The following is a 20,683-nucleotide window of genomic DNA, read 5'->3' on the forward strand; positions in this document are numbered from 1 at the left end:
TGCATGTCAGGCGACATCCGTCCAGTCGTCCCTGGAGGAATGGGAGGCCGCAGGTGCCGTCATTTGCCCATGCAGCTGTATGTTGCGTGGCAGCTTGAAGCGGGACACCTCGCCGAAGAGGGTCTTGGCCTCGCTCGAGAGCGAGTTGGTGGCGGCGGTCGTTTCCTCGTAGCTGGCCGCGTTCTGCTGGGTGGCACGGTCAAGCTGGCTTGCGACGTTGTTGATCTCGCTCAGGCCGGTTGATTGTTCCCGCGCGGCCGAGGCGATGCCCACGACATTGTCGGAGATCATGTTGATCGAATTGACGAGCGCGGAGAGGAAATCGCCGGTCTGACCGACCAGGTCCACGCCGCTCTTGACGTGTTCGGAGCTCTCGTTGATGAGCTGGCCGATCTCCTTGGCGGCATCCGAGGATCGTTGGGCAAGTTCGCGGACCTCGGAGGCCACCACGGCAAAACCGCGACCGGTCTCGCCCGCGCGGGCGGCCTCGACCCCGGCGTTGAGGGCCAGCAGATTGGTCTGGAAGGCGATGTCGTCGATGACGCTGACAATCCGCGAGACGCTGTCGGAGGATTGGACGATCCGCTGCATGGCGGCGACGGCCTCCTGCACCACCTTGCCGGATTTTTGCGCATCGTTGCGGGTGGTGGTGACGATCTGACCGGATTCGTCAGCGCGGTCAGAGGCGGACTTCACCGAGACGGTCAGTTCTTCCAGCGCGGCGGCAGTTTCCTCCAGAGAGGCGGCCGAGCTTTCGGTGCGACGCGCGACCGCGGTCGAGGCGCTGCTGATCTCGCCGGCAGTCTCCATCACAAGGCGGGCGCTTTCCGAGATGGTCGCGATGGTCTGTGCGAGGTTGGTGACGGTGGCGTTGAAGTCGCTGCGCAGCTGCTCGTAGGCCTCCGGGAAGGGGCTGTCGAGCTGGTGGGTCAGGTCGCCGCTCTTGAGATGGTCGAGGCCGGTAGCCAACTGTGCCACCACTTCGGCCTGGCTCTTGGCCTTGGCGCGGGCTTCCTCCTCGAGTTCCTCGTTCTTGCGCATGTTGTCGCGGAAGATGGCAAGGGCATCGACCATTTCGCCGATCTCGCCGCCGGTTTTCGGCGCGCTGTCGAGGGCAGAGAGATCACCCTCGGAGAGGCGGCGGGTGGACGCGGTCACAGCCTGGAGTGGCTTGACCAGAAGGAAGCGCACCCCGACCTGGACCGCGATGAGCAGGCCCACGGCGGCGATCGCGATGGCGATCATCTGAGTGCGCGCGGAGGCGATGTGATTGCTGAGACCGGCGGCGGCACGTTCGATATCCTGCGTGGCCTCTGATCCGAGCGCGAGCGCCTTGGATGCGGCGACCTGGAGGTCGGAGCCCGCTTCGCGTTCGGCGGTAATCGCATTGTCATAGGCCTGCAGCATCTCGCGACGCAGGGCGACGATACCGGTCTCGGGATCCCCGAAGGCCATGAGCTGATCCATCCGGCCGGCCAGACCGGGTGCGGCGGCCGTCACGGCTTCGGCCAGCCCATCGCCGGCGGCAACGAGATCTGCCTGGGCGGCGGTGAGCTGGCTGTCATTGCTGGCTACCGCGCCCTTGAACCCGGCGACGACGAAATCCGAGACGCTGGTGGACAGGTGGCTGAGCTCGAGAATGCGGGCGACGTCGATGTCGATGAGGTGTCGGATCTGGGTGGAGTTCTTGTCGGACGCCGCGTTTGAGGTCTGGGTCAGGTTCCAGGACAGGCGCGTGATGGCGCTGTTGATGGCATTGACGCTGTCGGAGCGCAGTTTCAGGAGCTGATCCGGGCGACGGCTGACGGTGTTGCCGCCGGAGAGGGAGGTCTTGGCGACCAAGAGAGCTGTTTGCAATGGCACCGGATCGACCTCGGGCACGGCCAGGAGATCGGGAAGGTAGCGCTCGAAATCGGCGAGGGCGGAGGTTCCCATGTCCTGCGCCTGGGCGCGCAGGTCCTCGTCCTGAAGGGCGGAGAGGGAGAGGACGGAGCCGGTGACCATGTTGAGGTCGGCCTTGAGCTGAACGGCGGTGCGCAGGACCCGGAAATCGTTCAGGATGATATCCTTGAGGGTCTGGTCAACGTTCTTGATCGTCTGGTTGGCGCCGTATTGCATCTGGACCAGGCTGAGCTTGCCCAGGTTGGAAAGCTCGGCGGAGATCCAGGAGTCGAGGTTGCCCAGGTCCTGCACGGCGAAGGTGATGCGGCGGTCCGTCTCGAATTCGTGACGGCGGATCTCGGCGAGATCCTCGATGCTGACGCGCATCTCGTTGGTGGCCCGGGCCAGGTCGGCGGCCTCTGCCGGTGGCAGGTTTGCTGCGGCCTCGGCAAAGTGGTCAAGCTCGGTCGAGGCCTGGATGACGGCCTCTTCAAGGCCCTCGGGGTTGCGGGCCAGCACCAACTCGGCAAAGGCATCCTTCAGATGGCCGCTCTGGGTCACGACTTCGGCGCTGGCGGCCAGTTCCGGCACGGTCTTTGACGTCAGGAAGTCGATCTGCTTGGAAAAGCTGTTGAAAACGAAGAAGGCGACGGCAATGGCACCGACGGTCGACAGGCCCATCAGCCCGACCGCCGCGCCGACCTTGACCGCTGTCTTACCCCAAATTGATCCGGGTTTCTTGCTCATGGAGCGCCTTTCTTGCCTTGGCGAAATGGCAGGGTGCGGCCCGGCGGATGTACCGGCGGGCCGCCTTTAAGTGCGAGGTCAGCGGTAGTTGGACATGTTCGAGGGGGTCACGAGTTCGAAGGGAACCCAGACCTGGCTCTCGACTGGTTCGCCGTTGATCAGCTTTATCGCCACGTCGACCGAGGTATCCGCCTGACCGACGGCGTTCTGGAAGATCGTGACATCGAGATCGCCGGCCGCCATGGCGTCGAGCGCATCGGAGGTTGCATCGACCCCCGCGACGATGATCGAGTCCATCGCGATGCCGCGGGCCTTCAGCGCCTTGATCGCGCCCATGGCCATGGCATCGTTGTTCGCGACGATGGCATCGACGGAGACGCCGGCATTCAGCCAGTCACGCACCATTGCCTCGCCCTGGTCGGGTTCCCAGTTGGCCTGGCCCTCGCGGGTGACGGAGATGCCCGAGCAATCGGGGGTGTCGAGCACGTCGTGCACCGCCTGGGTCCGCATCCGGGCGGCGGTGGTATCGACGTTGCCGACCAGAATGGCGATGGTGCCCTTGCCACCCATCAGGCGGCAGACTTCCTTCATCTCCAGCGTGCCCGAGACATTCTCGTTCGAGCCGACATACACTTGGGTCGGCGGCAGCATCATGGAGTTGATCGGCTCCTGGTTGACGAAGACCATCGGCAGGTCGCCGGCGGCCATTGTCATGGTGATCCCCTCGTCGGGCTGGATCGGGTTGACGATGATCGCATCGACGCCGTCGGCCACGAACTGATTGACCTGATCGAGCTGCTTGGCCCCGTCGCCCGCGGCATCGACGACGACGATCTCGACGTCGGTGCGGGCCTCGTAGGCGGCCTGCAGGCTCTGGACAAAGGCGAAACTTGCGTTGGCGAGGGTGACCCCGATGGTGGTGGCCTGAGCCGCCGGACTTGCGGCGAGCAGGATTGCTGCGGCGATGCCGAGACTGCGCTTCATTCCCGTTTCCTTCTCCTACACAGGCAGCTGTGCACCCTCTCGCGGTGCGGCTGCATCGGAGCCATCGGTACGGGCCAAGAGCTAACAGGTGCCTAATCGGCGCCGGGAAAACGTCTAAACTGCAGGGTATTGCGAGCACGAGCCTAGGGCCAGGCGGCATAGGAGGGCGCGTGATGCGCGGCATCGGCGGGGGCGTCGCGGCGGAAGCGCCCGGGCGACGTCCCCTCGTTGCGGGTGAAGAAACGGTTGAAATAGGCCGGGTCCTGGAAGCCGAGGCGAAAGGCCACCTCGGCGATCTGCAGGCGCGAATGCGAGAGCAGGTCGCGGGCGTCGGCCATCATCTCGCGGTGGATGAAGGCGCGGGGCGAAAGACCGGTGGCCTGCTGCACGACGCGGCCAAGCCGTTCGCGCGTGGTGCCGATGGCGGTGGCGTAGTCGCCCACGCTCCAATGCTCGCGCCGGTGCTGCGCCACCAGCAGCACGAAGCGGTCGAGCAGGGGCTGCGGCTGGCCGGTGGCGCCGAGCGCCCCGGCCTGACCGGCGCGCCAGAGCCGTACCAGGATCACCGAGACGAGGCCTGCCATGATCACCTCGGTGCCGGGCGCGGGGGTACGGGTTTCGGTGGCGATCACGTCTAGGTGGCGGAAGATCTCGGCCCGGTCCTGCTCGGGCAGCGAGAGCTGCAGCGGCTGCGCCAGCAGGCCCCGGAGGCGCAGGTTCAGCGCCCCGGTCGGCAGGGCATGGGCCAGGCCGACCTCGTTAAGGCGCAGGTGCGCGCCCCGCCCGCCGGCGGCCATGCGCAGGCGCGCCGCCGGCCCCGGCGGCAGCCAGATCAGCCGCGGTGGCTCGACCAGGTGGCTGCGCCCGTCGCGCTCCAGCGTCAGGGGCCCGGCGGCCGGGATCACCAGGTGCGACAGGCCCGCGTCGAGCCGCGTTTCGACCGGATGCAGGCTGGTCTGCAACTGCCGGGCCTCGATGGTCAGGCTGCGGCGCTTCATCACGTTCGACGGGCGGTCTGGCACGGTTCCTCCTGCACAAGTGCAATAATCGGCGACACTAGTGCATTTTAAACGCCCGTGTCACTGGTATCTTGCCTGTCAAGGTCAACCGGGAGTTGGAGGAGCCCCCGGTGCGCACCGAACGGGAGGAGACCAAAATGACACTTGCGACGCGCAGGACGCTGTTCTGCATGATCTCGGGACTTGCCCTGAGCGCGGGCCTGAGCGCCCCGGTTCTGGCCGAGGGCGATACCGTCACCATCGGATATGCGATCTCGAAGAGCGGCCCCAATGCCACCGGCGCCGGCATCTCGACGCTGCCCAACTATCAGCTCTGGGTGAAGGAGGTGAACGACGCCGGCGGGCTGACCCTGCCCGATGGCAGCCAGAAGAAGATCGAGGTGATCGAATACGACGACCGCTCCAGCGCCGAGGACGTGGTGCGGGCGGTCGAGCGCCTGGCCACCCAGGACAAGGTGGACATCATCCTGCCGCCCTGGGGCACCGGCTTCAACCTGGCGGTGGCGCCGCTGATGGACCGCTTCGGCTATCCGCAGCTGGCCGCGACCTCGGTCACCGACATGGCGCCCGAGTTTGCCAAGCGCTGGGAGCGGAGCTTCTGGCTGCTGGGCGGCGGGCATGATTACGCGACCGAGCTGGCCAAAATGCTCTCGGGCCTGAAGGAAGCAGGCGAGATCAACGACAAGGTCGCCGTGATCTCGGTGGCCGACGGCTTTGGCATCGACCTGATCAAGGCGGCGCGCCCGGCTCTGGAAGAGGCGGGCTTCGACCTCGCCTATGACAAGACCTATCCGGCCGGCACCTCGGATTTCGCACCGATGGTGAGTGCCGCGGCCGACAGCGGTGCCGATACCTTCATCGCCTTTTCCTATCCGCCGGGCAGCTTCGGCGTGACGAAACAGGCGCAGACTGCGGGCTATAACCCCAAGGTCTTCTATGTCGGCGTCGGCGGGGCCTTTCCGATCTATCCCAAGGTCACCGGCGGCATCGAATCCGGCGTTATGTCGATCGGCGGTGTCGATGCAGCCAGCCCGGCGGTGCAGGAGTATTTCCAGAAACACGAGGCGGCCACCGGCCAGGTGCCCGACAGCTGGGCCAGCGCGGTGACCTACGCCAGCCTGGAGATGCTGGAACAGGCGATCTCGCGCGTGGGGCTCGACCATGAGGCGCTGGCGGGCGAGCTCTCCTCCGGCACCTTCGACACGGTGCTGGGCGAGGTGAAGCTGGAGGACAACCAGCTGCGCAATCTCTGGCTGACGGGGCAGTGGCAGAACGGCCAGTTCGTGGCCGTGGCGCCCGCCGACCGCCCCGGCGCCGTGGCGCCCGTGGTGCCGAAACCCGACTGGGACTGACCCAGACCCGAGGGAGGGGGCCCAGCAGGGCCCTCTCCTGTCCGAATACCTGCAGAACGCCGGAGTATAACCCTTGCTTGTCTCGACACTCGTCTTCGGGCTGGTGCTGGGGGGCAGCTATGCGCTCATCGCGCTTGGCCTGTCGCTTCAGTACGGCATCGCCCGGATCATGAACCTTGCCTACGGAGAGCTGCTGATCTGCGCCGCCTTCGCCACCTTCATGCTGGTGCAGGCGCTGGGCATCTCACCGCTTGTGGCGCTGATCGTGCTGGTGCCGCTGGGCTATCTGATCAGCTGGACCGTCTACCAGGTGATGATGCGGCCGCTGGTGGCGCGCTCGGGCGACAGCGGGCGGCTCGAGGTCGACAGCATCCTGGCCACCTTCGGGCTGCTCTTCGTGGTGCAGGGGGTGCTGCTGGTGATCTTCGGCGGCAACCTGCAGAGCTATCCCTATCTGTCACAGGGCGTCGACATCCTTGGCACCACCGTGGCGCTGAACCGGCTGATCGCCTTCGGGCTCTCGGTGCTGATCGGCGGCGGGCTCTACCTGGTGCTCACCCAGAGCCGCTGGGGCCTGACGCTCCGCGCCGTGGCGCTGACGCCGGGGTCGGCGCCGCTGGTCGGGATCGACGTCAACCGCGTGGCCCGGGCGGGCTTTGCCCTGGGTGGCGCGCTGGCCGTCGCCGGCGGCGTCGTGATCTCCATGTACCAGACCTTTTCGGCCTCGATGGGCGTGCTCTTTACCATGAAGGCGCTGGTGATCGTGATCATGGGCGGCGTGGGCAACCTGATGGGCGCGCTGATCGCCGGGCTGCTGCTGGGCGTGATCGAGACGCTGGTCTCGGTCTATGTCGACCCGGGTCTGACGCTGGCGGCGACCTATGCGCTCTTCCTGCTGGTGCTGCTCTGGCGGCCGCAGGGCCTCTTCGGCGGAGGTGCGGCATGAGACAGGACGTGATTGCCCTTGGCATTCTTGCCATCCTGGCCTGTGCCCCCCTGGTGGTCGAAGCCTATGGCGTGGGCCTGCTGATCGGCCTGGTCAGCTATGGCATCCTGGCGACGAGCTGGGCGATGTTCTCCGGCCCGACGCGCTATATCTCACTGGCCACGGCGGCCTTCTTCGGGGTGGGCGCCTATGCGGTGGCGGTACTGAGCGAGCTGATGGCCTGGCCGCTGGTGCTGCTCTCGGCGGGGGGCATCGGGGCGGTGCTGGCGCTGCTGGTGGGCCTGTCGACGCTGCGGCTGGCCGGCATCTACTTCGTGATCTTCAGCTTCGGCCTGACCGAGCTGATCCGGCAGCTGATCACCTGGTTCGAGGTCAATGTCACCGGCACGCTGGGCCGCTACATCTTCCTCGACATCACGCCCGAGATGGTGCTCTGGCAGCTGCTGGGCCTCGCCGCGGTGGTGGTGCTGCTCACCGGCTGGATCCACCGCTCGCGCATCGGCCTGGCGCTCAAGGTCATCGGCGACGACGAGCTGGTGGCGGCGCATGCGGGCATTCCGCTGGCACGCACCAAGCTGATCCTCTTCGTGCTCTCGGCCACGCTGATCACCCTCACCGGCGCGATCCAGTCGGTGCGCTGGGTCTATATCGAGCCGGCGATCGTCTTCAATCCGCAGGTCAGCTTCCTGACCGTGATCATGGCGCTGCTGGGCGGGGCCACCCGCCGCTGGGGGCCGGTGCTGGGCGCGGTGCCGCTGTTCCTGCTCTTCGAATGGCTCTCGGCGCGCTTCCCCGATCATTTCTCGATCCTGCTGGGGCTGCTCTTCATCGGCGTGGTTTTTGCCCTGCCCGATGGCGTGCTGGCGGCACTGGAGAAACTGCGGCTGCGGCGCAACAGGGAGGCCAAGGCATGAGCGCACTTCTGGAACTCGAGGGCGTCGGCAAGCGCTTCGGCGGCGTGCGGGCGGTGGACGGGATGAGCTTTGCCATCGCGCCGGGCGAGGTGGTGGGGCTGCTGGGGCCGAACGGATCCGGCAAGACCACGCTGATGAACCTGATCTCGGGGGCGCTGAAACCCAGCGCCGGGCAGATCCGCTTTGACGGCGCGGTGATCACCGGCAGGCGCCCCGACGTGATCGCCCGGGCGGGCATCGCGCGGACCTTCCAGCTGGTGCGGGTGCTGCCGAGCCTGTCGATCACCGAGAACGTCATGGTGCCCGCGGCCTTTGGGCGAAACCGCATGTGGGGGCCGGATGCAGAGGATCACGCCCGCGCCTGCCTGCGCGCCGTGGGGCTGACCCCGGCGCCGGGCGTGCTGGCCGGAGAGCTGACCTACATCGACCAGAAGCGGCTGGAGCTGGCGCGGGCCCTGGCGGCCGAGCCGCGGCTGCTGCTGCTCGACGAATGGCTGGCGGGGCTGAACCCGAGCGAGCTGCAGCAGGGGATCGAGCTGATCCGAAGCCTGGCCAGCGGCGGGCTGACCATCCTGCTGGTCGAACACATCATGGATGCGGTGCGTGCGCTCTGCCCGCGCTGCGTGGTCATGGCCGCCGGCCGCAAGATCGCCGACGGGCCGACGGCAGAGGTGCTCTCGGATCCGCATGTGGTGGCCGCCTACCTGGGAGAGGAAGATGCCTGAGGACAGGAAAACCGGGATCTGCGTCGAGGCGCTGACGATCCGCTATGGCAAGCACCTGGCGCTCGACGCGGTGTCGCTGAATGTCGCCCCGGGCGAAACGGTGGCGTTGCTGGGCGCCAATGGCGCGGGCAAGTCCTCGCTGCTGAAGGCCATGGGCGGCATGGTTCGGGCCTCGGGCGGCGCGGTGCGGCTGAACGGCGCGCAGCTGACCGGCCAGCCGGCGCATCAGATCGTGGGACAGGGCATCGCGCTCGTGCCCGAGGGGCGGGGGATCTTTCCGCGCCTGACGGTCGAGGAGAACCTGAAGCTGGGCGCCAACCCGGCCCGCGCGCGGGAGGGCGAGGAGGCAACCCGGGAGCGGGTGCTGGCGCTGTTTCCCAAGCTGGCAGAGCGGCGACGGCAGATTGCCGGCACGATGTCGGGGGGCGAACAGCAGATGGTGGCAATTGCCCGGGCGCTGATGTCGGCTCCCGACTACCTGCTGCTCGACGAGCCGAGCCTTGGCCTTGCGCCGATCGTGACCAAGGAGCTCTTTGCCACCTTGGGGCGGGTGCGGGAGACGGGGCTGGCGATCCTGCTGGTGGAGCAGAACGTGCGCGAGAGCCTCGCGCTGGCCGATCGCGGCTACCTGCTCGAGGCAGGGCGGATCGTGGGCGAGGGCGCGGCGGCGGACCTGGCCACCGATCCCGCCGTGCGCCACGCCTTCCTGGGCGGCACCACGGCACAGATAGATCTGGAGGAGACATGCTAGGAGGCGGAGGTCTCATGGAGACGACGGAGCTTTTCATCGGCGGCGCCTATCGCGCGGCCTCGGACGGGCGGCGCTTCGAGCGGGCCAACCCGGTGACGGGCAAGCCGGTGACCTCGGCGGCGGCCTGCTCGCTGGCCGATGCAGAGGCCGCGGCGGATGCGGCGGCGGCGGCCTTTCCGGAATGGTCTGCGACCACGGCGGCAGAGCGGCGGGGCTACCTGCTGGCGGCGGCAGGGCGCCTGCGCGAGGCCGGCCCGCAGATCGTGGCGGCCATGAAGGACGAGATCGGCGCCACCGAGGCCTGGGCCGGGTTCAACGTGCACCTGGCCGCCGACATGCTGGTCGAGGCGGCCAGCCTGACCACCCAGATCAAGGGCGAGGTCATCCCCTCGAACCGTCCCGGCACCACGGCGCTGGCGCTCAGGCAGCCGGTTGGCGTGGTGCTGGCCATGGCGCCCTGGAACGCGCCGGTAATCCTGGGTGTGCGCTCGGTGGCCACGCCGCTGGCCTGCGGCAACACGGTGGTGATGAAGACCTCCGAGCTTTGCCCGCGCACCCATGCGCTGATCATCGAGGCCATCGCGGGCGCGGGCCTGCCCGCGGGCGTGGTCAACGCGGTCTCCAACGCGCCCAGCGATGCCGCCGGCGTTGTCGAGACGCTGATTGCCCACCGCGCGGTGCGGCGGGTGAATTTCACCGGCTCCACCCGCGTCGGGCGCATCATCGCCGAGGCGGCGGGACGCCACCTGAAACCCGCGCTGCTGGAACTGGGCGGCAAGGCGCCCTTCATCGTTCTCGATGATGCGGATGTCGAGGCGGCGGTCAGCGCGGCGGCCTTCGGCGCCTACATGAACCAGGGTCAGATCTGCATGTCGACGGAGCGTATCATTGTGACCGAGGGCGTGGCCGATGCCTTTTCGGCCGCCTTCGCCGACAAGGTCGCGACGCTCACCGCGGGGGATCCGCTGGCGGGACAGGCGCCGCTCGGCAGCCTGGTGAGCGCCGAGGCCGCGGCCCGCGTGCGTGCCCTGACCGAGGATGCACTCGCGAAGGGAGCACAGCTGATCGCGGGCGGCGGCGGCACGGGCACGATGCTCGATGCCATCGCCCTCGACAATGTCACCCCGGCCATGCGCCTCTACGAGGAAGAGAGCTTCGGCCCGGTTGCGGCGATCATCCGCGTGGCGGGAGAGGACGAGGCCGTGAGCGTCGCCAATGCCTCCGACTTCGGCCTCTCCGCCGCAGTCTTCACCCGTGACCAGGCCCGCGGCCTGGCGGTGGCGCGCCGCATCGAGAGCGGGATCTGCCATGTCAACGGCCCCACGGTGCACGACGAGGCGCAGATGCCCTTCGGCGGGCTCAAGGGGTCGGGCTATGGCCGGTTCGGCGGTACGGCGGGCATCGCCGAATTTACCGAGCTGCGCTGGGTCACCCTGCAGGACGGCCCGCTGCATTACCCGATCTGAGGGGATCCCCCCTGCGGGCAGAGCCTCCAAGGGCCCCGGCCCTCTCTCAGCCGCCGAAGCTGAGGCGCATCCGGTTGCGATAGAGCCGGCCCGCGGGGACCAGGGGCGAGGGGAAGGTGCGCCGGTTCGGCGCGTCGGGCCATTCCTGGGTCTCGAGCGCCAGCCCGGCGCGCTTGCCGTAGCGGATGCCGTCGAGGCCGTGCAGGCCGGTGGCGCCGGTGTCGCCGAGGTGGGCCGCATCGTAGACCTGAAGGCCCGGCGCATCGGTTTCCACGGTCATCGAGAGCCCCGAGGTGCCGAGCAGGCGCGCCACGGGGCGCATCTCGCCGCGGGGCAGGGGCAGGCAGAAGTTGTGATCGTAGCCATGGGTGCCGATGGGGCGCAGCGCCTCGAAATCGAAGGGCGTGCCGGTGACCGGCGCGATCTCTCCGGTGGGCAGGGTCTCGGCGTCGACAGGCAGGTAGTTCTCTGCCGCGATCGACAGCAGGTGGTCCTTCACGTCGCCGCCGCCGTCGAGGTTGAAATAGGAGTGATGGGCCAGCGAGATCGGGCAATCCTTGTCGCAGGTGGCCGTCATCTCGATCTCGAGCGCGCGGCCCGCGACGCGGTAGCTGACCCGCGCGCGCAGGGTGCCGGGAAAGCCCATGTGGCCATCGGGCAGGACCAGAGTGAAGGCCGCCTGGTCGCCCTCGGCCCCCTCCAGCGCCCAATTGTGGAAGGCCATACCGTCAGAGCCGCCGTGCAGGCATGTCCGGTCGTTCTCGTTGCGGTCGACGGCGTGGCTCTTGCCGGCGAGGCTGAAGCGCCCGCCGGCCAGCCGGTTGGCATAGCGCCCCACGGTGGCCCCGAAGTAATCCATCGGGCCCAGGTAGGGCGCAAGCGTTTCGGCGCCCAGCACCAGCGGATGGGAAACGCCCTCGAGGCGCAGGTCCTGGAGCCGCGCGCCATAGCCCAGCACCGAGGCGGCCAGCCCCTCGCCCTGCAGCACGACCTTCTGCACGGTCTCGCCGGAAGGCAGGGTGCCGAAGGGGTGCACCATCACCATGTCACAGCACCACGCGGTGCTCGGCCTGGCCGCGCACGCCGGCCTCGCAGTGATAGAGCAGCCCCTGCGCCGCATCGGGATCCTCGATGTCCTCGAGCGCGGTGGTGACGTAGAGCGTGGTCAGGTCTGGCCCGCCGAATGCCGGGCAGGAGGCATGGCGCCCGCCCACCGAGACCGCGCGGTCGAAGCTGCCGTCGGGGGCATAGCGCGCCACCCGTCCGGCGCCCCATTGCGCGTTCCACAAGTAGCCTTCGGAATCCACCACCGCGCCGTCGGGGTTCTTGTTCTCGGAGCGCAGGTCGATGAACAGCTCGGGCTGTCCCGCGGGCCAGCCCTCGGCATCGAGCGGCTGGCGCAGGATGTGCCGGGTCGGCGTATCGGCAAAATAGGCGGTGCGTCCGTCGGGGGCAAAGCAGATCGCGTTGGGGATGGTGATGCCGAGGAAGATCGGCGTCACTCGGCCCTGGTAGAAGCGGTAGATCGCGCCGGCCTCGCGCTCGGCCTGCTTGCCCATGGTGCCGATCCAGAAGCCGCCCATCGGGTCGGCCCGCCCGTCGTTCGAGCGTGTATGGGGGCGCTCGGCCTCCAGCGGCAGGACCTGATCGCGCGCACCACTGGCGATGTCGAAGCGCCAGAGCCCGGTTTCGGAGGCCAGCAGCAGGGTATCCTCGTCCACCCAGCCGGCGGCGGAATGGTGTTCGGTGAACTGCCATTCCAGCGCCGTGCCGCGGCCCGGATCCTGAGACAGCAGGCGCTTGCCGTTGATGTCGAACCAGAAGAGCTGTCGCCGCTCGGGATGCCAGAGGACGCCCTCGCCGAGGTGGCAGGGCCGTGCATCGTGGATCCGGGCCTCGGCCTGGGCCGTGGGTGCGCTCATGCGGGGGCCTCTTCGTCGTATCGGGCCACGATTGTCGCCGCCCGTTCACCGACAGTATCGGCGCTGTCGCCGGGCCGGTAAAGGGCCGTGCCGATGCCGAAGCCGGAAATGCCGGCGGCGAACCATTCGGCAAAGTTCTCGGGGCCTGCGCCGCCGACGGCCAGCACCTCTGTCTCGGGGGGCAGCACGGCACGGACCGCCTTGACGCCCGCCGGGCCGATCAGGCTGCCGGGAAAGAACTTAAGCCCGTCGGCGCCTGCGCGCAGTGCGGCAAAGCACTCCGTCGGCGTCATCACCCCGGGATAGGAGGCCATGTTGCAGGTCTTGGTGGCGCGGATCACCTCGGGGTTCATGTCGGGCGAGACGATCAGCCGGCCGCCGGCCTGCTGCACGTCGGCCACGGCGCGCACGCTCAGCACGGTGCCGGCCCCGATCAGCGCCTGGTCACCGAATTCCCGGGCCATCGCGGCGATCGAGACCAGCGGCTGCGGCGAGTTCAGCGGCACCTCGATCCTGGTGATGCCGGCGGCGATCAGGGCCTCGGTGACGGGCAGGGCATCCTCGGGCGGCAGGCCGCGCAGGATGGCGATGATGTTGCGGGTCATGTGTTCGGGTCTTTCCGGCAGCTGTCTCAGGCGGGGGTCATGCTGGCATGGGCGGCGCGCAGGCCCTGCAAGGCCAGTGCGGGGGTATCGCTGATGGTGGCAGTGCCACCGAAGTGCCGCAGCGCCTGAAGATAGCGCGCGGCGATGGCGGGGGCGCCGACGATGGCCACCGGCAGCCCCTCCCAGAAGGCGCGGGTGGCGGCCACTTCCGAGCCGATCAGCAGCCCCGAGAGGCGCGCACGCCCGGCCTCGGGCGCGGTGCCCGAGAGCAGCGAGGCGGGACGGATCGAGAAGAGCTCGAGCGGCATGGCCTCGGGGCGGGTGGCGGCCACCTCCAGCCCGGCGGTAAAGGCGCTCTCGGAGAAGCCTTCCTCCGATACCGAATGCTTCAGCACCGAGTGCTGCGAGATCAGCGCGAACAGCTCTCCGGTCATGGCGGTGCGAAAGTGCTGCACCGCGCCGCCCTGCACCCGCACCCATTTGCAATGGGTGCCGGGCAGGCAGAGCGTGCCGTCGAACTCGGGCTGACCGGCCAGGAACCCCGCGATCTGGGTCTCTTCGCCACGCATGACGTCGTCGGGATCCGATTGCGACAGGCCGGGCAGGATGCGCACCGACAGGCGCGGATCCCGGGCGGGGGCCCGCACGGTCTGCCGGCTGGCCGGCACGCAGGGCACCGGCTTGTAGGGCGCCTCGATCCAGCCCTGACGGGCGCCCGCCATGCCGCAGATCAGCACCTCGGTGCGGCGCGCGGGATCGAGCAGGTCGTCGCAGAGCGCCAGCAGCGCCGGCTCGAACCGGGAGGGCGCGAGCGTGCCCATCCCGTCGCCGGAGCTGCGTTCGGCCAGAACCTCTCCGCCCCGGCCGATGGCCCAGAGGCGGAGGTTCGACGTGCCCCAGTCCACTGCGATCCACTCGGCGGTGATGCGAAGAGGCTGCTGCATGGCTCAGAGATCCTTCAGATCATCGGGCAGCAGGGCCTCGGGCAGGTTCTGATAGCTGACCGGGCGCAGGAAGCGGCGGATCGCCATCGTGCCCACCGAGGTGGCGCCGAAGTTGGTGGAGGCCGGGTAGGGGCCGCCATGCACCATGGCATCGCAGACCTCGACGCCGGTGGGATAGCCGTTGACCAGCAGCCGGCCGGCCTTGCGCTCCAGCACCGGCAGCAGAACCTGCGCCAGCGAGGTATCGCCGTCGTCCATCATCAGCGTGGTGGTCAGCTGCCCTTCGAGGCTGTGGGCCACGGCGACCATCTGGTCGGTGTCCTTCACCTTGACGATCACGCCGAGCGGCCCGAAGACCTCGTGCCCGAGCGCGGCATTCGACAGCCAGTCATCGCCGCTGGTGACAAAGACATAGGGCGTGGCATTGCGCAGGTCGCACATGGAGGTCAGCACCTCCTGCACGCCGGCCTGGGCGGCAATGGTCTCGCGGCCCTTGCGATAGGCGTCGGCGATGCCCTCGGTCAGCATGGCCTGCGGCCCGACCTTGTCGAGCGCGGCGGTGGCCACGGCGGTAAAGCTCTCGGCCTGGTCCTCCAGCACGACGAGCACGCCGGGGTTGGTGCAGAACTGCCCCGCGCCCATGGTCAGCGACCCGGCCCAGCCGGCGGCGATCTCGTCGGAACGCGCGGCCATGGCCTCGGGCAGCAGGAACATCGGGTTCACCGAGCCCAGCTCGCCGAAGAAGGGGATCGGCTCGGGGCGTGCGGCGCAGAGATCGAAGAGCGCCTTGCCGCCACGCAGGCTGCCGGTGAAGCCGACGGCCTTGATCAGCGGATGCTGCACCAGCGCGCCGCCCACCTCGTAGCTGCCGCCGTGGATCATCGAGAAGGTGCCGGGATGCATCCCGCAGGAGCGGATCGCGGCATGGATCGCCTCGGCGACGATCTCGGCAGTGCCGGGATGCGCCTCGTGGCCCTTGACCACGACCGGGCACCCGGCGGCCAGGGCGCTGGCGGTGTCGCCGCCGGCAGTGGAAAACGCCAGCGGGAAGTTCGAGGCGCCGAAGACGGCCACCGGGCCGATGGGCCGCTGCATCAGCCGGATGTCCGGGCGGGGCAGGGGCTGACGGTCGGGCAGGGCCACGTCATGGCGCCGGTCGAGGTATTCGCCCTTGAGGATATGCGTCGCGAACAGGCGCAGCTGGCCGGTGGTACGACCGCGCTCGCCCTCGAGGCGCCCGGCGGGCAGGCCGGTTTCGGCGGTGCCGATGGCGGTGATGCTCTCGCCGCGCGCCTCGATCTCGTCGGCTATGGCGTTCAGAAAGGCCGCGCGCGTCTCGCGCGAGGAATAGCCGTATTCCCAGAAGGCCTCCTCGGCGGCCAGCACGGCCGCGTTCACCAGATCGGCATTGCCGACGGAAAAGCTCTCGGCCTCGCCGGTGACGGGTTTCGAGGTGAATTTTGCATCCGTGGCGACCCAGTCGCCGGCAATCAGATGCTTGCCATGGGGTTTGAAGGTCATGGGTGGTACCTCTCTCACTTGCCCCAGCGCAGCGCCATGATGTCTAGGTCACCGGCAAGCTGGAGGAGCCGGTCCTTCGTGCGCGGGGACATGGGTTTCAGGGGATGGCGGACATAATCGGATCCGATCACGCCCCCGGCGGCATAGACCGTCTTGCAGGCGCGCAACCCGCACTGACGGTTCTCGTGGTTGATCAGCGGCATGCAGAGCTTCCACTGTTCCAGCGCGGCGTCCTTGTCGCCGGCCAGGTAGTGGGTAACGATAGGGCGGATCATCTCGGGGAACATCCCCGATGTCATCGTGCCCGTGCAACCCGCGTCCAGGTCGGCCAGCAGCGTCACCGCCTCCTCGCCGTCGAAGGGCCCGACGATGTGGTCGCCACCGGCCTCGATCAGCGCCGCCAGCTTGTCTGCGGCAAAGGGCGTCTCGATCTTGAAATAGCTCACCTGCTCCAGCTCGCTCGCCATCTTGACCAGCAGCGGCACCGGCAGGGTCACCCCCGAGAGCGGCGCGTCCTGGATCATGATCGGGATGCTGATCGCCTCCGATACGGCGGCGAAATGCTCGAAGATTCCCTCGGCCGCCGGCACCAGGCCCACGCCGTGATAGGGCGGCATCATCATCACCATGGCGCCGCCCAGGCTCTCGACGTATTTCGCCCGCTCCACCACGATGGCGGTCGAGAAATGGCTGATCGTCACGATCACCGGCACCCGGCCCGCGACATGTTCGATAGAGATCCGCGTCAGCAGGGCGCGTTCCTCGTCCGACAGCACGAATTGCTCGGAGTAATTGGCCAGGATGCAGATGGCATCCACGCCCTGGTCGATCAGCAGGTCGAGCACGCGGCGCATGCCGTCTTCGTCGACGCGGCCATCGGCGTGGAAGGGGGTGGGGGCGACGGGCAGGATGCCGGTAAGGGGCGTTTTCACTGTCGGTCCTTTCTCAAAACTCGAAGGGGTCTGTCGTCTCGCGACGACCAAGCAGGAAGGCATCGGCCACGTGGCGCATGGGGGCGAGGTCGACCTCGCTCTGCCCTGCACGCACGAGGGCGGCCATGTTGGCGTAAAGGCGGGGGTATTCGCCGGAGAGCCCGTCCTCGGACTGGCCCTGTTCGACGCCGTCGATGAACATCTTGGCACCGCCGTGGGTCAGCAGCATCGTGCCGGCCTCTGTCACCGCCTCGATCGACCAGGTCTGTTCGCCCTCCTGCAGGAAGTCGAAGACCGCCGTCACATCCGCCCCACCGGGGTGGAAAAAGGCAAGATCGGCGGCAATCGGCGCCTGCCGGTTTTCCGGGAAATGCAGCGCCGCGGCCTCCAGGTGGATCGGATCGGGCAGGATCTTGGTGACGATGGAGAGCGCGTTGATGCCGGGATCGAATACGCCCAGGCCGCCGGCCTCGAAGATCCAGTCCTGGCCCGGGTGCCAGCGCCGCACGTCTTCCTTCCAGGTGACCGTCAGCGATTTCAGTGCCTTGTCCGCCAGCCAGTCGCGCGCGGCATCGACCTTGTCGGCCTCGCGCGAGTGCCAGGTGGCATAGAGCGTGACGCCCGCCGCCGCGGCCATGTCGCTGAGGGCCTGGACCTCCGAGAGGGTGGCGCCCGGCGGCTTTTCCAGCATCACGTGACGCCCGGCCGCGATGGCCTTTGCCGCGTAGTCGAACCGCGGCACCGGCGGCAGGCAGAGCGAGACCGTGCCGATATCGGGGTTCTCGGCCAGCATGGCGTCGAAATCCGAATAGGCGGGCACACCCTCGACCGTGCCGTGGCGAGAGACCGTCGCAGAGAGCTCCCAGTCCGCCGAGGCGGCGAGGCTGGGCACGTGCTGATCCACCGCGATCTTGCCAATTCCAACAAGCGCGAGTTTCATCAGTGCGCGTCCTTTCCGACCGCATTGCCGCGGCACCCCTTCAGGAAATCGAGGTCGGCGCCGGTATCCGCGCCTTGCACGTGCTGCTGGTGCAGCCAGCCATAGCCGCTCTCGAACTGGTCGTGGCTGGGCGTCCATTCCGCCAGGCGCGCGGCCAGCTCCTCTTCGGAGATATCGAGGTGGATCGACCGCCCCGGCACGTCGAGCTCGATCATGTCGCCATTGCGCACCACGGCCAGCGGGCCCCCGGCAGCGGCCTCGGGCGAGGTGTGCAGCACCACGGTGCCATAGGCCGTGCCAGACATCCGCGCATCCGAGATCCGCACCATGTCGGTGATCCCCTTCTGCAGCACCTTCGGCGGCAGGCCCATGTTGCCCACCTCCGACATGCCCGGATAGCCCTTGGGCCCGCAGTTCTTCAGGACCATCACGCAGGTCTCGTCGATGTCCAGGTCGGGATCGTTGATCTTGGCCTTGTAGTCGTCGATGTCCTCGAAGACGACGGCGCGGCCCCGGTGCTGCATCAGGTGTTCCGAGGCGGCAGAGGGTTTCAGCACCGCGCCCAGCGGCGCCAGGTTGCCCTTCAGCACGGCGATGCCGCCATGCTGCGTCAGCCCCTTGCCCACCGGCAGGATCACGTCGTCATTGTGGTTCATGACGTCCTTCACCTCGTCCCAGATCGTCTCGCCGGAGACGGTCAGGGCGTCCTTGTGCAACAGGCCGGCCTCGCCCAGGCGCTTGATCACCACGGGCAGGCCACCGGCATAGAAGAACTCTTCCATCAGGTACTTGCCCGAGGGCATCAGGTTCACGATGGTCTCCACGTCGCGGCCGCAGCGGTCCCAGTCGTCGAGCGTCAGGTCGACGCCCTGCACCCGGCCCGCGATGGCCAGCAGGTGGATCACTGCATTGGTCGAACCGCCGATGGCGCCATTGGTGCGGATCGCGTTTTCAAAGGCCTCCTTCGTCATGATGTCGGAGGGCTTCATGTCGTCCTTGACCATCTGCACGATGCGCCGGCCCGACATCTGCGCCATCACGCGGCGGCGCGAGTCGACCGCCGGGATCGCGGCATTGCCCGAGAGCGCCATGCCGAGCGCCTCGGCCATCGAGGCCATGGTGCTGGCCGTGCCCATGGTGTTGCAGGTGCCGGTCGAGCGCGACATGCCCGCCTCGGCCTCGAGGAATTCCTCCTGGGTCATCTCGCCGGCCTTCACCGCCTCCGAGAACTTCCAGAGGTGGGTGCCCGAGCCCACGCGTTCGCCGCGGAAATAGCCGTTCAGCATCGGCCCGCCGGTGACGACGATGGAGGGTACGTCGCAGCTGGCCGCCGCCATCAACAGGCTGGGGGTGGTCTTGTCGCAGCCCACCATCAGCACGCAGCCGTCGATGGGCTGGCCGCGCATCTGTTCCTCGATCGACAGGGCGGCGAGGTTGCGGAACATCATCGCCGTGGGGCGGAAGGTGTTTTCCGAGGCCGAGAAGACGGGCACCTCGACGGGGAAGCCGCCGGCCTCCCAGATGCCGGCCTTCACCTTTTCGGCCAGTTCGCGCAGGTGGCCGTTGCAGGGTGTCAGGTCGGACCAGGTGTTCATGATGCCGATGATAGGCCGCCCGTCGAACAGATCATGCGGATAGCCCTGGTTCTTCATCCAGCCGCGGTGATAGATCGTGTCGCGCGAATTGCCGCCATACCATTCCTGCGAACGCAGCTTGCGGGGCCATTGGGCGGGTTTGAACGTCATTTTGGTGTACCTTGATACCTTGGGACTTGCGGGGAAGGGCGTGGTGCCCTCTCCGCGGCGGATGCCGCGAGGAGGGCCGGGCACGTCCTAGCCCTTGTTCTTCTGATAGACGTCGAAGAAGACGGCGGCGAGCAGCACCAGACCCTTGATGATCTGCTGATAGTCGATGCCGATCCCCATGATCGACATGCCGTTGTTCATCACGCCCATGATGAAGGCGCCGACCACCGCGCCGACGATCTTGCCCGATCCGCCCGACATCGAGGCGCCGCCGATGAAGACCGCCGCGATCACGTCGAGCTCGACCGCGAAACCGGCCTTGGGGGTGGCGGTGTTCAGCCGCGCGGCAAAGATCAGCCCCGCCAGCGCCGCCAGCAGCCCCATGTTGACGAAGCTGAGGAAGGTCAGCCGCTCGGTCTTGATGCCCGAGAGCTTTGCGGCCTTCTCGTTGCCGCCCAGGGCATAGATCCGGCGGCCCAGCACGGTGCTCTGGGTGATGAAGGCATAGACGACCGTCAGCAGCACCATCGAGATCAGCACGTTGGGCAGGCCGCGGAACCAGGCCAGCTTCCAGGTGACGTAGAGCAGCGCGCCGCAGATGATGAAGTTGCGGATCACGAAGAAGATCATCGGCTCGTCCTCGGTGCCGAACTTCGCGTTGCGGGCGCGCTGGCGCAGGCCCATCCACAGGATCAGCACGGCGGCGATCACCCCGGCGGCCAGGGCGGTGCCATTGGGCCGCCCGGTGCCGAAGAAATCGGGGATGAAGCCGGTGGAGAGCGACTGGAAGCTGCGCGGGAAGGGGCCCACGGACTGGCCTTCCAGCAGCCACAGCGACAGGCCGCGGAACACCAGCATGCCCGCCAGTGTCACGATGAAGGCCGGGATCTTCCAGTAGGCAACCCAGTAGCCCTGCCAGGCGCCGATGGCCACGCCCATGACCAGGCAGGCGGGGATGGTGGCCCAGACCGGCCAGCCCCAGTTGACGATCATCACGGCGGCCAGCGCGCCGACAAAGCCCATGACGGAGCCGACCGACAGGTCGATATGGCCCGCCACGATGACGATCAGCATGCCGAGCGCCATGATGATGATATAGCTGTTCTGCAGGAACAGGTTGGTGATGTTGACAGGTTTCAGCAGCGTGCCGTCGGTGACGACCTGGAAAAACAGCATGATGGCGATCAGCGCCACCAGCAGCCCGTATTCCCTCAGGTGGCCGGCCAGGTATTCGCCCAGGCCCTTGCCGCCGCTCTCGTTGTTCTTCTCAGCGAGTTCCACGTTTCCCA

General features: G+C 67.9%; 18 protein-coding genes. 6 read left to right on the forward strand and 12 right to left on the reverse strand.

Translation table 11 applies throughout. The features are described 5' to 3' along the window. Positions 1 to 6 precede the first annotated feature (6 nt). From AC0WR5_RS03440 to AC0WR5_RS03450, 3 genes are all read right to left on the reverse strand, one after another. The gene (locus tag AC0WR5_RS03440; protein ID WP_475866926.1) at positions 7 to 2,628 is read right to left on the reverse strand and encodes a methyl-accepting chemotaxis protein; all 2,622 of its coding nucleotides are present in this window, start codon (positions 2,626 to 2,628) and stop codon (positions 7 to 9) included. A 78-nt stretch (positions 2,629 to 2,706) separates the two neighbouring features. After that, positions 2,707 to 3,612, reverse strand: coding sequence for a substrate-binding domain-containing protein (locus AC0WR5_RS03445; protein ID WP_475866927.1), 906 nt, complete (start codon positions 3,610 to 3,612; stop codon positions 2,707 to 2,709). 143 nt (positions 3,613 to 3,755) lie between these two features. Beyond that, entirely contained in the window at positions 3,756 to 4,634 is an 879-nt protein-coding gene (locus tag AC0WR5_RS03450) for a helix-turn-helix domain-containing protein (protein ID WP_475866929.1), read from the reverse strand. Between the two features lie 134 nt (positions 4,635 to 4,768). Between AC0WR5_RS03450 and AC0WR5_RS03455 the strand changes: the two genes are divergently transcribed. The 6 genes from AC0WR5_RS03455 to AC0WR5_RS03480 all read left to right on the forward strand — a co-directional run bounded on the left by AC0WR5_RS03455 (position 4,769) and on the right by AC0WR5_RS03480 (position 10,785). After that, on the forward strand, positions 4,769 to 5,983 hold the full coding sequence (locus AC0WR5_RS03455) for an amino acid ABC transporter substrate-binding protein (RefSeq protein WP_475866931.1): 1,215 nt from the start codon (positions 4,769 to 4,771) through the stop codon (positions 5,981 to 5,983). Between the two features lie 73 nt (positions 5,984 to 6,056). Next, the gene (locus tag AC0WR5_RS03460) at positions 6,057 to 6,929 is read left to right on the forward strand and encodes a branched-chain amino acid ABC transporter permease (RefSeq protein ID WP_475866933.1); all 873 of its coding nucleotides are present in this window, start codon (positions 6,057 to 6,059) and stop codon (positions 6,927 to 6,929) included. Next, complete coding sequence (locus tag AC0WR5_RS03465; protein WP_475866935.1) at positions 6,926 to 7,843, forward strand: branched-chain amino acid ABC transporter permease; 918 nt, start codon at positions 6,926 to 6,928, stop codon at positions 7,841 to 7,843. The genes AC0WR5_RS03460 and AC0WR5_RS03465 overlap by 4 nt, the downstream gene beginning before the upstream one ends. Then, positions 7,840 to 8,568, forward strand: a complete 729-nt coding sequence (locus AC0WR5_RS03470) for an ABC transporter ATP-binding protein (RefSeq protein WP_475866937.1) — start codon at positions 7,840 to 7,842, stop codon at positions 8,566 to 8,568. Before AC0WR5_RS03465 ends, AC0WR5_RS03470 begins: the two co-directional genes overlap by 4 nt. Further along, the gene (locus AC0WR5_RS03475) at positions 8,561 to 9,319 is read left to right on the forward strand and encodes an ABC transporter ATP-binding protein (protein WP_475866939.1); all 759 of its coding nucleotides are present in this window, start codon (positions 8,561 to 8,563) and stop codon (positions 9,317 to 9,319) included. Before AC0WR5_RS03470 ends, AC0WR5_RS03475 begins: the two co-directional genes overlap by 8 nt. A 14-nt stretch (positions 9,320 to 9,333) precedes the next feature. Continuing rightward, on the forward strand, positions 9,334 to 10,785 hold the full coding sequence (locus AC0WR5_RS03480) for an aldehyde dehydrogenase (RefSeq protein WP_475866941.1): 1,452 nt from the start codon (positions 9,334 to 9,336) through the stop codon (positions 10,783 to 10,785). 46 nt (positions 10,786 to 10,831) lie between these two features. On the opposite strand, the gene AC0WR5_RS03485 is transcribed toward AC0WR5_RS03480, so the two are convergent. From AC0WR5_RS03485 to mmsB, 9 genes are all read right to left on the reverse strand, one after another. Further along, positions 10,832 to 11,830 carry an aldose epimerase family protein gene (locus AC0WR5_RS03485; RefSeq protein WP_475866942.1) on the reverse strand — a complete coding sequence of 333 codons (999 nt, stop codon included), beginning with the start codon at positions 11,828 to 11,830 and terminating at the stop codon, positions 10,832 to 10,834. Between the two features lies 1 nt (position 11,831). Continuing rightward, positions 11,832 to 12,707, reverse strand: coding sequence for an SMP-30/gluconolactonase/LRE family protein (locus tag AC0WR5_RS03490; RefSeq protein ID WP_475866943.1), 876 nt, complete (start codon positions 12,705 to 12,707; stop codon positions 11,832 to 11,834). Further along, a complete protein-coding gene (locus AC0WR5_RS03495) occupies positions 12,704 to 13,312 on the reverse strand; it encodes a 2-dehydro-3-deoxy-6-phosphogalactonate aldolase (protein ID WP_475866944.1) in 609 nt (202 codons plus the stop codon). The genes AC0WR5_RS03490 and AC0WR5_RS03495 overlap by 4 nt, the downstream gene beginning before the upstream one ends. A gap of 26 nt (positions 13,313 to 13,338) precedes the next feature. Beyond that, positions 13,339 to 14,256 (reverse strand): 2-dehydro-3-deoxygalactonokinase, encoded by a 918-nt coding sequence (locus AC0WR5_RS03500; protein ID WP_475866945.1) that lies wholly within the window; start codon positions 14,254 to 14,256, stop codon positions 13,339 to 13,341. Positions 14,257 to 14,259: 3 nt separating this feature from the next. Then, positions 14,260 to 15,777, reverse strand: coding sequence for an aldehyde dehydrogenase (NADP(+)) (locus AC0WR5_RS03505; RefSeq protein WP_475866947.1), 1,518 nt, complete (start codon positions 15,775 to 15,777; stop codon positions 14,260 to 14,262). A 14-nt stretch (positions 15,778 to 15,791) separates the two neighbouring features. Further along, a complete protein-coding gene (locus tag AC0WR5_RS03510; RefSeq protein ID WP_475866949.1) occupies positions 15,792 to 16,709 on the reverse strand; it encodes a dihydrodipicolinate synthase family protein in 918 nt (305 codons plus the stop codon). Positions 16,710 to 16,722: 13 nt separating this feature from the next. Further along, positions 16,723 to 17,649, reverse strand: a complete 927-nt coding sequence (locus AC0WR5_RS03515) for a Gfo/Idh/MocA family protein (protein ID WP_475866951.1) — start codon at positions 17,647 to 17,649, stop codon at positions 16,723 to 16,725. Beyond that, positions 17,649 to 19,394: an L-arabinonate dehydratase gene (araD, locus tag AC0WR5_RS03520; RefSeq protein WP_475866952.1), complete on the reverse strand. Its 1,746-nt coding sequence runs from the start codon at positions 19,392 to 19,394 to the stop codon at positions 17,649 to 17,651. The genes AC0WR5_RS03515 and araD overlap by 1 nt, the downstream gene beginning before the upstream one ends. 87 nt (positions 19,395 to 19,481) lie before the next feature. Continuing rightward, the gene (gene mmsB, locus AC0WR5_RS03525) at positions 19,482 to 20,675 is read right to left on the reverse strand and encodes a multiple monosaccharide ABC transporter permease (RefSeq protein WP_475866954.1); all 1,194 of its coding nucleotides are present in this window, start codon (positions 20,673 to 20,675) and stop codon (positions 19,482 to 19,484) included. Positions 20,676 to 20,683 lie beyond the last annotated feature (8 nt).

It is taken from the genome of Pseudooceanicola sp. DL12 (assembly GCF_056270665.1).